Origin of the sequence: Rhodococcus cercidiphylli, from assembly GCF_033042225.1 — a bacterium.
Classification (GTDB): domain Bacteria; phylum Actinomycetota; class Actinomycetes; order Mycobacteriales; family Mycobacteriaceae; genus Rhodococcoides.
Map to the genome: position 1 here is coordinate 343,638 of NZ_JAWLKE010000007.1, position 12,814 is coordinate 356,451.

The window sequence follows — 12,814 nt, forward strand, 5'->3', positions numbered from 1 at the left end:
CGACTCAGTTAGGAGTCGAGTCGTCGTACTGGTTCTCGACGTTCTGCTGGAATTCGTCGGCACATTGCTGTTGCGCCGCAGTATCGCTGCCTGCGTTGCTCAGGCAGTCGGTGAAGTCCTGGCCACCCACTGCGTTGAACAGGCCGACGCCGACGACGACGAGAACGATCGACAGAGCTGCGGCCACGAAGCCGAGAATGATCGCGACGAGCGACACGGTGCCGTTGGTGGCGGTGCGCTTCTTGTACCGGGACCGTCCGATGAAGCCGAGAACGATGGCGATCAGGCCGAGAAGAATTCCGCCGACGATGGTCCAGGAGAACAACACGCCCAGAATCGCGAGGACCAGAGCCACGGTGCCGACGGTGTTCTTCGGTGCTGTCGGCTGTTGCTGGTACCCGCCCTGCTGGGGGTACTCACCAGGTGACGGATAGTTTCCGGGCGGGGGATAGTTTCCAGGCGGCGGATTCTGATTCGACACGTTGAGTACCTCCGAAATCGGCGATCGTGAACGCTGGGAGTGTATGCGGGTGGCTCCGGTGCGCACAGGAGCCACGTGCTCCCGTGATCAACTTGTCATCGAACACGTATGTCAACCGCCGAGTCGCGAATGCATCTCCCAGATCAGCACCTCGGCCGGCTCGGTAGCGGTGATACGTTGTCCGCCAGTCGAACTCATGCGGACGGCGTCACCCTCCCAGAGCTCGCCCACACCCTCGAGCGTGACGGTGCCGCGCGCGACGAACAGGTGCACGAACGGGGCGTCGGGCACCGTTACCGAGGTTCCGGGCAACAACCTCGCCGCGTGCAGCGCGGCCGACTTCTGGGAAATCCCGATCGCAGCCTGACCGCGGTGCTTGTCCATCCCCGACGCGACGGTGACCAGCCCGCCTCGCAACAATTCGTCGCCGATCTCGAGCTGCTCGTATCCGGGAGTGGCACCGGGACTGTTCGGCAGCACCCACATCTGCACGAAGCGAACGGGTTCGGTGTGCCGGTTGCCGTCGATACTCCAGGAGTCGTTCTTCTCGGAGTGCATGATGCCCTTGCCTGCGGTCATCCGTTGCGCGAGGCCGGGATGGATGATTCCGGAGTGCCCGATGGAATCCTGATGCACCAGCGAACCCTGCATCACCCACGTGACGATCTCCATGTCGCGATGCGGATGTGTCTCGAAACCTTGACCGGCAGTGACGATGTCGTCGTTGTTGACCAGCAACAGTCCGTGATGGGTGTTGTCGGGGTCGTAGTGCTGGCCGAAGGAGAACGAATGTTTCGAGTCCAGCCAGGACACACGGGTTTTCGATCGATCACCGGCGCGGTGTACGTCGATGTGGGCGGTCAGCGGAGCGGACATGTGACCACTCTACGAGCATGTCTGTGCACCGGCGTACGACCTGCATAACGTTCGGGTGTCTTTGCGGTCGGTGTGTGAGCCTCGCCGGGAGTGGGTAGGTTTCGCTGCGTACGGTCACAAGCTCTGCAAACTCCCCCGAAGGCGGCGAGAGATTCTCATGGTCGGTTCCAGCTCGAGTGTCGCACGCACGGTCGAAACCCAGCTCGAGGATGCTCTGGCGGCGTGGTTGCCAGGTCAACGGTGGTTCGGCGCAAAGGGTTCGACGGTCGGTGCGGTGCGGATCGTCGCACGCGACGTGCTTCGGGACGAGCCACATTTCGCGGCCGAGCATCTGCTGGTGGAGGTGCAGTTGACGCAGGACGGTGCGGCCGTCACACAGACCTACCAGGTGCCCCTCGGTTTTCGGACCGAACTGACCGACGACCTCCGACCGTGGATACTGCCCGTGGCAGGCGAGGTGGCGGTGTTCGACGGTTTGCGCGACCCCGAGATCATCGGCCTGTACGGGGATGCGCTTGCCGCCGGAAAGGCCACGGGCAGCATCGAATTCAAGATCGTCGACGGTTCGAGTGTGCCGAGCGGTCTGCGTGGTCGGGTTCTGGGGGCCGAGCAGTCCAACACCTCGGTGATTCTCGGTGATCTGCTGTTGCTCAAGCTGTTTCGTCAGGTGCCGCCGGGCATCAGCCCCGATGTGGAACTGCATCGCGCGCTGGCGGAGGCAAGGAGCGTCAACGTCGCACCACTTCGGGGCTGGCTCGAAGCCGAAGTAGGCGGCGAGCCCACCACCCTCGGCATGGCTCAGGATTTCGCCGCGAACTCCGCCGAGGGCTGGACCGCGGCACTGGCCAGCGTGCAGGAGGTGTTCGATTCCCCGCAGACGCCGATCGAAGACCTGCCCGCCGATTTCGCCCCGGACGCGCATCGAATCGGAGCAGCTGTGGCGCAGGTGCACCACGACCTGGCATCGGTGCTGGGCACCGCCGAACGGTCGGTCGAATCGACTGCCGTCGAGGAGATACTCGCTCGCATCTCCGGAGTGGCACGGGTGGTGCCGGAGATCGCGCAGTACATCCCGGCGGCGACCGCTCTGATCTCGCGGGCGGAGGCGTCGAACAGCACCACGGTGCAGCGCATCCACGGCGACCTGCATCTGGGTCAGGTGCTGGGCACTCCGGAACGGTGGCTGCTCATCGATTTCGAGGGTGAGCCGGCGAAGACCTTGGCCGAGCGCAGGCAGATGGACAGCGCCTTGCGTGACGTGGCGGGAATGCTGCGCTCGTTCGACTATGCCGCCAACCACCTGCTGGTCGATCTGCCCGAGGACCAGTCGGCGCGAGAGCGTGCCGAGAAGTGGGCGGCCCGCAGCATCGCGGCATTCTTCGACGGATACGCCTCGGTGGCTGGGCACGATCCCCGCGAGGAGGCCGACCTGTTGCGTGCATACGAGCTGGACAAGGCCGTGTACGAAGTTCTGTACGAGGCGCGCAACCGACCTACCTGGCTGTCGTTGCCGATGCGCGCCGTTGCGCGCCTGGTGAGCTGATCGGTGAGTTGATCGGTGCGCTGGGGGTGCACGTCGACGGGCCTGTCTACGACAAGTACCGTATTGCCTGACACGGGAGGCAGGACATGAACGGTATCTTGGCAATTTTCGGCATCGCGGTGGTCGTCATCACCATCGTCGTGGTGGTCGTGCTCGTTGCGGTGTTGTTCGTCGCATCGATCAAGCCCAACAGTCTCAACATCGACCTGGACCGCAAGAAGCGCGCTCGGGAAGAAAGTTCCACGAAGGCCTGAGACTTCCGTCACGCCCGAGACCGATTCGTTCTCGGGCGGAGTTGTATCGAGTCGAAGCGCCGACCGACGCTTCCGGTTCTACAACTGGAGTCCTCGTGAGCACTTCCCTGAAAGCTCCGGCCGCGTCCGGGTCGTCGGGCTGTGCGCCCCGCATCAGGTCGCGGATGCTCGGCGAGTCGGTGCTCGCTCAGTTCACGCGCTTCGTGATCGTCGGGGTATCGAGCAACGGTGTGTACGCCCTGTTGTTCGTCGCCCTCGCTTCTCTCGGATCGTTCACTGCCAACCTCGCAGGTGTGGCCGCAAGTACCGTGCTCGCCAACGAGCTGCACCGCCGTCACACCTTTCATGCGGCCGGTCGTGTCGGCTGGTTCCAGACGCAGTGGGAAGCCGGGGGACTGGCCCTGATCGGGCTTGGTCTGAGTACCGCCTCACTGGCCGCAGTGCACATCCTGTTCCCGGCAGCGCCGACGTACGTCCAGGTTCTGGTCGTCATCGCTGTGGGTGGCATCTTCGGAGCCGCCCGGTTCCTCGCACTCCGTGGCTGGGTGTTCCGTCCGGCGACGCTCGCGTCCTCGGGTTCCGGTCTCGCCGCTCGCTGAGCTGTGACGTTGCACCACTGCGTGCAGACATCGATTGCTACCTCTAACAGAATCCGGGCAAGCCTCCGCGTGTTGCGCATCGATCGCCCTAGGCTTGCGAGCTGACGTCAACGCGAGGAGGCATCTCGATGGCCAGGGATCTGACACAACTCGAGCTTCTGCAAGAGCTGGTGCCCACTGCCGAGGACAATGTGAACCGTCACATCTCGATGGCGCGGGAGTGGCACCCTCACGACTACGTCCCGTGGGACGAAGGTCGTAACTTCGCCGCACTCGGCGGCCAGGACTACGACCCGGAGCAGTCCAAGCTCTCCGACGTCGCACAGGCCGCGATGATCACCAACCTGCTCACCGAGGACAACCTGCCGTCCTACCACCGTGAGATCGCCGAGAACTTCTCCCAGGACGGTGCCTGGGGAACCTGGGTCGGTCGCTGGACCGCCGAGGAGAACCGCCACGGCATCGTCATGCGCGACTACCTCGTCGTCACCCGCGGCGTCGATCCCGTCGCCCTCGAAGAAGCCCGCATGATCCACATGACCAACGGCTACGTCTCGCCCGCCGGTGCGGGGGTCGGTCTGCTGCACTCGGTCGCCTACGTGACCTTCCAGGAACTCGCCACCCGCGTCTCACACCGCAACACGGGCAAGGTCTGCGACGATCCGATCGCCGACCGGATGCTCCAGCGCATCGCCGCCGACGAGAACCTGCACATGATCTTCTACCGCAACATCACCGGCGCAGCGATGGACATCTCGCCCGATCAGACGTTGCAGGCTGTCTCGGACATCGTGATGAACTTCGTCATGCCCGGTGCCGGGATGCCGAACTTCCGCCGTAACGGTGTGCTCATGGCCAAGCACGGAATCTACGACCTGCGTCAGCACCTCGAGGACGTCGTCTGGCCGGTGCTGCGCAAGTGGAGCGTGTTCGAGCGCAACGACTTCACCGCACGCGGGGAGAACAAGCGCGAAGAACTCGCCGCGTTCCTCGAAGACCTCGAGCGGCAGGCCACCAAGTTCGAGGAGATGCGCGATCGGTCCCTCGCCCGCGAACGCGCGAAGGCCGAAGCACGCGCGTCCTAGTGCAGCGAAGCCGCTGTTCAGGTCGAGTCGGTTGCTCGGTATCGGTGAACCGGCCTTCCGGCGCGGCCGTATTCGAGTCGGACCGTGAGGACCCCCGTAGAGGCATAGTGCTCCAGGTATCGCCGCGCGCTCACCCGCGACAGACCGGCGAGGTCTGCGCATTCACTGGCCGATACCTCGCCGCCCTCGCGAACTGTCCGTAGCACCAGCGACCCGGTTTCCTGGCTCAGCCCCTTCGGCAGGCTCGGGCCCGCGGACGGACTCGGTGCCCCGAACAGCGAGTCGATCACCGACTGGTTCATGCCTTTCGAGCTCGACAGCGCACGAGCTCGTCTGCGGAAGTTTCCGAGTTTGTCCAGTAATTGTGGGTACTCGAACGGCTTCACCAGATAGTCGGCCGCTCCACCGTGGAGGGCACGGCGCACGGTGTCCAGTTCTCGGGCTGCGGTGACGACGACGACTGCCACGCCGTTACCTTCGCTGCGGAGGCGTTGCAGCGCGTCGAGACCCGAACGGTCCGGGAGATGGACGTCGAGCAGCACCAGATCGGGTGCAAGCGTGCGGACTGCAGCGACTGCATCTGCCGCGGTGTGAACCACGCCGACGGTGCGAAAACCAGGGGTGGCATCGACGAATCGTCGGTGTATGTCTGCAACCATGAAATCGTCGTCGACGACGAGGACTTCGTAGGTGCGGTCCGATTCACTCATCTGTCCCGTCACCTCCGACGCCTGCCACGCGCGCGTTCCCGTGTCGCGGTGATTCGTGGTCGTACGGAATACGGACGGTGAATCGTGCACCGCCGGTTCCCGGAGCATCGTCGACCTCGGCGGTGCCACCATGCTGGGTGCTGACGATCCGGACGAGCGCGAGTCCGATGCCTCGCCCTCCCGGTGTCTCCGTCTTCGATGTGACGCCGCGCGAGAAGATTTCGGCGCGCATGCTGTCGGGAACACCTGGTCCGGAATCGGCGACCTGCATCTCGATGCCGTCGGAATCATCGATGTCGACCACGACGCGGGCACCCGTGCTTCCGGTCGAAGCGTCCACGGCGTTGTCGATCAGGTTGCCCAGCACGGTGATGATGTCGGTGGCGAGCATGGGATCCAAGGTCTGCAGCCGAGAGGTCGGATTCAGTTCCAGCGCAACACCGGTCTCGGCAGCCAACGATGTCTTCGCGATCAACAATGCCGCGACGGCCGGGTCGGAGATACTTCGGGTGACGGCGTCACTGATTTCCGCTCGACGGCGTGTCAGCGCACCGACGAAGTCCGTCACTGCGTCGTGGTCGCCGAGTTGAGTCAGACCCGAAATGGTGTGCAACTGGTTGGCGAATTCATGAGTCTGCGCACGCAATGTGTCGGTGACCGACTTGTGGGAGGACAGCTGACTCTGCAGCCGAGCCAGCTCGGTGCTGTCACGCATGGTGGTGACCGTACCGATACGTCGGCCCCTGCTCGAGGCCGACCGCCGACTGAGCACCAGCATTCTCGTCGCCGTCGGGAGCACCACATCGCCGCTGTCCTGGGCGTCGATCAGGTACCGGCGGACAACTGGATCCAAGGGAACCTCGTGAATACTCTGGCCGATCACCGTGGCTGCACCGGAAGCATGCTCGGTCAGGCCGAGGAGTTCGGCGGCGCTGTCGTTGAGGACCGTGATCACACCCTCCGTGTTGACTGCAATCACCCCCTCACCGATGCTGTGCAGCAACGCTTCTCGATGATCAGCGAGACTGGCGATCTCCTCGACCTCCAGCCCCCGTGTGTGGGTCTTGATACGCCGAGAGAGCAGCAAGGAACCGATGAGCCCGAGGACTGCTCCGAGTCCGAGATACAACAGCAGCGGTGCCCCGGCATCGGCGACGAGGCGCCAGGTGGACGGGTACGTCGAGCTGACGGCAACCACGGCCAGAACCTCGCCTGTCGGCGAGAGAACCGGGACGTGACCGGAGATCGATTCTTGTCCGTCGACCCGGACATCGCCGGTCCAGGCCCGTCCGTCCTCGGCATCACTCGCACCGAGTTCCCCGGCGATCCCGACGCGATCCGGAACGGAGGAAGCGACGATCACGGATCTGCCCACGTCGGTCGCGTCCAACACGACGACGTCGGCGACGGATGCCCCGGACAGGTCGACGGCCCGGTCCACCTCCGGTGCCAAGACCTTGTCTGCTTCGACGGATGCAACCTGTTCGCGGACAACAGGAGTCGAGGCGAGGTTCTCGGCGACGGCGAGTAGGCGTCCGCCCTGGGTGTCGCGGAATTCCACACCGGCCTGGTGCACCGAGACGCCTGCTACCGCGACCAGGACCACGGCGACGACGACCAGCTGCAACAGCAGAACCTGGCCTGCCAGGCTGCGCGGTGCCGGTCGTCGTCGCATGTGCCTCATGATGCCTGCAACCCCCTCCGACCGTGTCGAGTACGGAGTCAGATCGACGCCAGGACGTACACGACCGACGACAAGGCGAACCCGACGAGCGAGATCAGGGTCTTGATGACACTCCACGTCTTGAACGTCGTCGGGACGTCCATACCCAGAAGCTTGCCGATGAGCCAGAAGCTGGCGTCGTTGACATGGGGGAAGATCGACGACCCTGCAGCGAGGGCGAGAATCATCGCGACCGTCTGTACCGGGTTCAGCCCCGCTGCCATGATCGAAGCACCGAGGAGCCCGGCCGACGTGGTGATGGCCACGGTGGCAGTGCCGAGGGCGATGCGCAGGATGGCTGCGACGGCGAAGGTGGAGACGATGAGCGGAAGGCCCAGGTCGCGAAGCGTCTCGGCGAGGGCGTCACCGATGCCGCTGGCGAGCAACACCGCGCCGAACATCCCGCCGGCCCCGGTGATGAGTACGACGGGAGCAATCGGCTTGAGCGCGTTGTCGAGCAGATCTTCCACGAACGTGGCCGTGCGGCCGCGACGAAGTGCGAGCACGTAGATCGAGACCATGACCGTGATGAGCAGGGCAACGGGTGTGGATCCGATGACCTGCGGGACGGTGACCAGCGGCGAGTTCTCGTCGAGGCTGCCGGTTCTGGCCGCTGTTGTGAGCGCCGTGTTGGCGAAGATGAGCAGCAGCGGAAGCATGAGCAGCGCGATGATCACACCCGGCTTGGGAGGGTTCTCCACCGTCTCCACCTGCGGGCCACCGCTCAGCAGATCCGGCACCGGGAGATAGATCCGCTTGCCGATGAAGGTGCCGTACAGATGCCCGGCGATGAACCAGGTGGGCACTGCCACGAGAATGCCGATCAGGATCGTCAGTCCGACGTCGCCGCCCAACAGGATGGTCGATGCGACGGCACCTGGGTGCGGCGGCAGAAACACGTGCATGGTCGACAGTGCCGCTGCAGCGGGCAGGGCGTACAGCAGGACGCTTCCACCGAGCCGCCGAGCCACGCCGAAGATGATGGGGAGCATCACCATGAAAGCGGCGTCGAAGAAGATCGGGAACCCGAACAGCAGCGACGCGACTCCCAGCGCGAACGGGGCGCGTTTGTCGCCGAACTTCCGGACGAGCGCACTGGACAGCGCCTGTGCTCCACCGCTGATCTCGGCGAGCCGGCCGAACATGGCACCCAATCCCACGAGAAGCGCAACTTCACCGAGGGTGGTACCGAATCCGTCGATCAGTACGTCCTGGATCTCCGAGATCGGAATGCGCGCAGCGAAAGCCGTTCCGAGAGAGACGATCACGAGTGCCAGAAGCGGATGTACCTTCAGCTTGATGATCATCAGCAGTAGTACCGCGATGGCGATACCGGCGATCGACAGCAGCGCCGTTGTGGAAAGGGTTTGGACCCATTCGTCCACGAGATGTCCTTCCGTGATTCGATCAGCGCACGGCGAAACCTCGCAGTGCACTGTTGGACGCCGACCTCGATCGGCAGTTCGGGGTGGTTGTTACCGGGTGATGCCGAATTCGGCCAAGGTGGTTCTTACTCGAATATCCTCTGTCGCAATGAATTCCGAGAACTCATCCCCAGTGAGGAACGAGTCGGTCCAACCGCGCAGAGGCATCGCGGCCTGCCATTCGTCCGTGTCGCGCATACGGGTCAGCGCGTCGACCAAGCCGTTCCGGGCCGAGTCCGAAATGCCGGGTGGAGCTACGAATCCGCGCCAATTGGTGAATTCGAGCGGGATCCCGGACTCGGTGAGTGTCGGGGCGTCGTACGCGGCGGTGACACCGCGGGACCGTGCGTCGGGCGGCTTCGATACTGCGAGGATGCGAAGCGAACCATTGTCGACTTGATCGATGTACTCACCCGCGCCTGCCACGCCCACGTCCACAGTGCCGTCGAGTACTGCCGCGAGGAGATCACCGGCACCGTCGAACGTCACCAGGTTCAGGGCCTCGGTGTCGATGTCGGCTGCACGGGCCAACTCCACGGTGAACAGGTGATCGGGCCCGCCCAACGCAGAGCCCACGCCGACGACCACCTGCTGCGGTCCGCGACGCCAGGCGTCGAGGAAGCCATTCAACGACGGCATCGGTGAGCCCGATCGAACGACGAGAGCCTCCGGTTCGTCCACCAGCCGTGCAAGTGCGGTGGCGTCCGACAGTCCCCAAGGTGCCTCGGCCACCTGCGCGACTCCGACAACACCCACCCCGACCATGCCGATCAACGCACTGTTGCCGGTCTCACGAACGAGCCTGGCCAGCGCGACGGAACCGCCACCGCCGATGACGTTGAACTTCTCGATGGGCCCGGTCAAGCCGTGCTTCTCGAGAATGCGCGACGCGGTTCTGGCAGTCACGTCGTAACCGCCGCCCGGAGTGTTGGGAATGAGCATCCGTAGATCCGACGGAGTCGTCGACCGACCGAAGCCGGTACACCCGGCCGAGAATGCCATCGGCAACGTCGCCAGGCACGCCAGCGCGCGCCGTCGCGTCATCGAGCTCGGTGGATTCGTCATCGTGCTTTCATCTTGACCCACGGCCGTGACCGCCGTCACCCATAGGTAACCAATGATCACAAAGTTCTTTGTGGTCCTGCGGTGCTTCGGCGTTGCCGCATACTGGGGTGTGAACGAATTCTGGGACCGCATTTCCGCGGTGAGTCCTGATCCGCCGGTGTGGATCGTCCAAGTTGCCGCGCTGGCCGCTCTTGTCATCGTGGTACTGCCGCAGACCTGGCGCATCGCTCGCAATGTCGTGACCATCGCGCACGAGGGCGCGCACCTGTTCGTTGCGCTGATCACCGGCCGACAGCTGATGGGCCTGCGACTGCACTCCGACACCTCGGGCGTCGCGATCTCGAAGGGCAAGCCCACCGGCCTCGGCGTCATCGCGATGACCTTCGCCGGCTACGTAGGGCCGTCGCTGCTCGGTCTCGGTGCCGCGTTCGTGCTCGGAACCCAGCATGCAGTCGCGGTGTTGTGGATCGGCGTCGTGTCGATTGCGTTGATGCTGTTGATGATTCGCAACATCTACGGGCTGCTCTCGCTCGTCGTCGTCGGCGCTGCCCTGTTCGTCGTGTCCTGGTGGGGCACCGGAGAGCAACAGGTCGCTGCGGCGTACTTCATCACGTTCTTCCTGCTGATCGCCGGTCCGCGTCCCGTTCTCGAACTGCAGAAATCACGCAGCGCAGGACGGGCCAGGGATTCCGACGCCGATCAGCTGGCTCGGTTGACCTTCCTCCCCGGCATCGTCTGGGTCGGCCTGTTCCTGCTCGTCACCGTCGGCTCACTGGCATTGGGGGCGTGGCGAATTCTGATGCCGGTGCAGTGACGGGAAGCCGGGTGGTCCTACCGGTCTACGAATTGTCGGTCAACATCCTCACCAGTCGGGCCACCCGATCTGCGCGGGTCTGCTCGCGCGCCGCGTTGTCGATCGGCATCAACAATTGGCGCCGTTCGCTGGCGCGCTTGCGCTCCCAGGCCGCTGTGCACTGTGCGTTCTCCATTGCCTCCTCGAGGTCTTTCGGAACCGGCACCAGATCGGGGTCGGCCGGCTCGAATTCGCACGACAACAGATCACCGATGTTGACGCCCAATCGGCGCTGAAGGCCCGCACCGACATAGACGAAGGACCCGGGCATCACATCTGCATCAGCCTTGTTCAGTCCCAAGTTGAGGCTGAGGCCGTCGATCGAACCGTCGATCCGGCGCGTCGGCCATCGCTTCGCGGCCTCGACCAATTCTGCCGGGACTCGGACGATGGCATACGTGTTCTTGCCCCACGTCAACGGTTCGAGCACTCCGTCGAATCGAATGCGATCACTCACGATTACCTCGCATCGTAGACACACCGCTGAGGGAAAATTCGCCCACGATCGCAGCATAAACGAACGATCTCTGCGGAATGGAGACTCGCATCGAACCCCCTTGCAGATCGAGAACCATTAGATTCGAGTCGTGAACCTCTCCGAGGTATGGACCGCATACATGGCGATGCTTCGTGAACGTGCGCCCGTCACCGCCGCCTCGATTCGGCCCCCACGGACATTGGATGAGCGAGAGGCCGCGGAACGTGAGACCACGCCGTGGACGTCGGAACTGCGAGAGTTCTACGGACTGCACGACGGGCAGCACGAAACCTACGGCGAGGACTACGTTCCGGTCGGCTCGGTGTTGCCGGACTTCACTCTCTGCTCGCTCGACCGAGCTGTGGATCGGCACCGGTTCAGTCTCGAAAATCTGCATCCGATCGACGATCTGGGTGAGGACTGGCCGGCCGAAGTGCTTGCTCAGGAGGCAGGTGAGACGGCCGAGATGTTCGTCCCGGCATATGTTCCCATCGCCGAAGACGGTTCAGGCAGCACACTTTACGTCGACACGCGCCCGGGTGCTCGGCAAGGCTGTATCCGCAGTTTCTCGTACGATTCCGCAGACCAAGGCGCGCCCTGGTTCAACTCGCTGACCGAGTACATCGCAGCGGTGCACCGCAGCGTCGAGACCGGATCGGCGATCTACGACGACGTGACGCCCACGTTCGTGGAGGGCGTGCTCCATTGGCGTGACCCCGCGTTATCGGAGGGATCGATGGCATACGCGGCTACTCTGCCAGTCGTTCGAGTGCCATTCCCGCTCATCGATTTTCGACCATCGCAGCTCTCGGACGACGACGATCTGATCGATCTGGATCACGTGCGCCGCACCGTCATCGAGACCGCTCGGAGGCTGCATCCGCAGGCCATGGTCGAGGACGCCCGAGCGGTATATCGGCAGGTGCCGCGCGTGCGCGGTGCCAACATGAATTGGTGGGTGTCGATGGATGGATCGGAGGTGGTCTACACCGCGATCGTCACCGGAGAAGATCACGACGTCGTCGTCCTGGAGCTTCCATCCGGGGGATGCGTCTTCGAAGTGGACGAGTGAGACGGGCGCTGGCCTGATCCCGACGAACGAAGGGATACGCATGGCCGTCATGGACGACGCACCGAGAGTGCATGCCGAGACACGTGCGCAGTGGCGCAAGTGGTTGTCCGCCCATCACGGAGCTGCGGAATCGGCGTGGCTGGTGTCGTGGAAGAAGGCCACTGGAAAACCGGCGATCAGCTACGACGCCGCCGTCGCGGAAGCGCTCGCGGTGGGCTGGGTGGACAGTCGACCCCGCAAGCTGGACGACGAGCGAACCATGTTGTATTTCTCGCCCCGCAAACCCGCGAGCGCGTGGTCCCGTCCGAACAAGATCCGTATCGAGGCCCTTCGCGAAGCAGGCCTGATGCTTCCGGCGGGAGAGCGCGCCGTCCAGGCTGCCGTGGCCAACGGAGCATGGACCGTTCTCGACGAGGTCGAGGATCTGATTGTTCCCGAGGACCTGGCCGCCGCCTTCGCCGAACACGTTGATGCGGAAAATAATTGGAACCAGTTTCCGCCGTCCGCGCGTCGCGGGATTCTGGAGTGGATCGTGACCGCCAAGCGGCCCGAGACCCGAGCCTCTCGAGTGCACGAGACTGCTCGGCTCGCTTCGATCGGCGAGCGCGCAGCTCGATGGCAACCCAAGCGGGACCGACAGCCGGGGTAGCC

14 protein-coding genes are annotated in these 12,814 nt (G+C 64.1%); 7 read left to right on the plus strand and 7 right to left on the minus strand.

Annotated elements, in window-relative coordinates; genetic code table 11:
• Positions 1-4: 4 nt before the first annotated feature.
• The gene (locus tag R3P95_RS19865) at positions 5-481 is read right to left on the minus strand and encodes a DUF4190 domain-containing protein (RefSeq protein WP_317533490.1); all 477 of its coding nucleotides are present in this window, start codon (positions 479-481) and stop codon (positions 5-7) included.
• A 111-nt stretch (positions 482-592) separates the two neighbouring features.
• Complete coding sequence (locus tag R3P95_RS19870; RefSeq protein WP_317533489.1) at positions 593-1,357, minus strand: pirin family protein; 765 nt, start codon at positions 1,355-1,357, stop codon at positions 593-595.
• A gap of 157 nt (positions 1,358-1,514) precedes the next feature.
• Between R3P95_RS19870 and R3P95_RS19875 the strand changes: the two genes are divergently transcribed.
• The 4 genes from R3P95_RS19875 (at position 1,515) to R3P95_RS19890 (ending at position 4,838) form a co-directional block, all read left to right on the plus strand.
• A complete protein-coding gene (locus R3P95_RS19875) occupies positions 1,515-2,900 on the plus strand; it encodes a maltokinase N-terminal cap-like domain-containing protein (protein WP_317533488.1) in 1,386 nt (461 codons plus the stop codon).
• A gap of 86 nt (positions 2,901-2,986) precedes the next feature.
• Positions 2,987-3,154: a hypothetical protein gene (locus tag R3P95_RS19880; protein WP_156516139.1), complete on the plus strand. Its 168-nt coding sequence runs from the start codon at positions 2,987-2,989 to the stop codon at positions 3,152-3,154.
• A gap of 164 nt (positions 3,155-3,318) precedes the next feature.
• Positions 3,319-3,753 (plus strand): GtrA family protein, encoded by a 435-nt coding sequence (locus tag R3P95_RS19885; protein WP_394855318.1) that lies wholly within the window; start codon positions 3,319-3,321, stop codon positions 3,751-3,753.
• A 128-nt stretch (positions 3,754-3,881) separates the two neighbouring features.
• Entirely contained in the window at positions 3,882-4,838 is a 957-nt protein-coding gene (locus tag R3P95_RS19890) for an acyl-ACP desaturase (RefSeq protein ID WP_149406902.1), read from the plus strand.
• 17 nt (positions 4,839-4,855) lie between these two features.
• Here the strand turns inward: R3P95_RS19890 and R3P95_RS19895 are convergent, their stop codons facing one another.
• The 4 genes from R3P95_RS19895 to R3P95_RS19910 all read right to left on the minus strand — a co-directional run bounded on the left by R3P95_RS19895 (position 4,856) and on the right by R3P95_RS19910 (position 9,760).
• Positions 4,856-5,548 carry a response regulator gene (locus R3P95_RS19895; RefSeq protein WP_317533487.1) on the minus strand — a complete coding sequence of 231 codons (693 nt, stop codon included), beginning with the start codon at positions 5,546-5,548 and terminating at the stop codon, positions 4,856-4,858.
• On the minus strand, positions 5,541-7,223 hold the full coding sequence (locus R3P95_RS19900; protein WP_394855317.1) for a sensor histidine kinase: 1,683 nt from the start codon (positions 7,221-7,223) through the stop codon (positions 5,541-5,543). The genes R3P95_RS19895 and R3P95_RS19900 overlap by 8 nt, the downstream gene beginning before the upstream one ends.
• A gap of 47 nt (positions 7,224-7,270) precedes the next feature.
• Positions 7,271-8,656: a GntP family permease gene (locus R3P95_RS19905; protein ID WP_317533485.1), complete on the minus strand. Its 1,386-nt coding sequence runs from the start codon at positions 8,654-8,656 to the stop codon at positions 7,271-7,273.
• Between the two features lie 90 nt (positions 8,657-8,746).
• Positions 8,747-9,760 carry a Bug family tripartite tricarboxylate transporter substrate binding protein gene (locus R3P95_RS19910; protein WP_262498490.1) on the minus strand — a complete coding sequence of 338 codons (1,014 nt, stop codon included), beginning with the start codon at positions 9,758-9,760 and terminating at the stop codon, positions 8,747-8,749.
• 109 nt (positions 9,761-9,869) lie between these two features.
• Here R3P95_RS19910 and R3P95_RS19915 point away from each other — a divergent pair, with 109 nt between their 5' ends.
• A complete protein-coding gene (locus tag R3P95_RS19915; RefSeq protein ID WP_094640494.1) occupies positions 9,870-10,574 on the plus strand; it encodes a M50 family metallopeptidase in 705 nt (234 codons plus the stop codon).
• Between the two features lie 25 nt (positions 10,575-10,599).
• Here the strand turns inward: R3P95_RS19915 and R3P95_RS19920 are convergent, their stop codons facing one another.
• Positions 10,600-11,070, minus strand: a complete 471-nt coding sequence (locus R3P95_RS19920; RefSeq protein ID WP_317533484.1) for a YdeI/OmpD-associated family protein — start codon at positions 11,068-11,070, stop codon at positions 10,600-10,602.
• Positions 11,071-11,200: 130 nt separating this feature from the next.
• Here R3P95_RS19920 and R3P95_RS19925 point away from each other — a divergent pair, with 130 nt between their 5' ends.
• Both R3P95_RS19925 and R3P95_RS19930 read left to right on the plus strand, forming a co-directional pair.
• Positions 11,201-12,163 (plus strand): SMI1/KNR4 family protein, encoded by a 963-nt coding sequence (locus R3P95_RS19925; protein ID WP_317533483.1) that lies wholly within the window; start codon positions 11,201-11,203, stop codon positions 12,161-12,163.
• Between the two features lie 40 nt (positions 12,164-12,203).
• Complete coding sequence (locus tag R3P95_RS19930) at positions 12,204-12,812, plus strand: YdeI/OmpD-associated family protein (protein ID WP_317533482.1); 609 nt, start codon at positions 12,204-12,206, stop codon at positions 12,810-12,812.
• Positions 12,813-12,814: the final 2 nt, after the last annotated feature.

Bases quoted from the DNA above. Each gene is read 5' to 3' on its own strand.
- R3P95_RS19870 (WP_317533489.1), bottom strand. From the start codon at position 1,357: ATGTCCGCTCCGCTGACCGCCCACATCGACGTACACCGCGCCGGTGAT.
- R3P95_RS19875 (WP_317533488.1), top strand. From the start codon at position 1,515: ATGGTCGGTTCCAGCTCGAGTGTCGCACGCACGGTCGAAACCCAGCTC.
- R3P95_RS19880 (WP_156516139.1), top strand. From the start codon at position 2,987: ATGAACGGTATCTTGGCAATTTTCGGCATCGCGGTGGTCGTCATCACC.
- R3P95_RS19885 (WP_394855318.1), top strand. From the start codon at position 3,319: ATGCTCGGCGAGTCGGTGCTCGCTCAGTTCACGCGCTTCGTGATCGTC.
- R3P95_RS19890 (WP_149406902.1), top strand. From the start codon at position 3,882: ATGGCCAGGGATCTGACACAACTCGAGCTTCTGCAAGAGCTGGTGCCC.
- R3P95_RS19895 (WP_317533487.1), bottom strand. From the start codon at position 5,548: ATGAGTGAATCGGACCGCACCTACGAAGTCCTCGTCGTCGACGACGAT.
- R3P95_RS19900 (WP_394855317.1), bottom strand. From the start codon at position 7,223: ATGCGACGACGACCGGCACCGCGCAGCCTGGCAGGCCAGGTTCTGCTG.
- R3P95_RS19910 (WP_262498490.1), bottom strand. From the start codon at position 9,760: ATGACGAATCCACCGAGCTCGATGACGCGACGGCGCGCGCTGGCGTGC.
- R3P95_RS19930 (WP_317533482.1), top strand. From the start codon at position 12,204: ATGGCCGTCATGGACGACGCACCGAGAGTGCATGCCGAGACACGTGCG.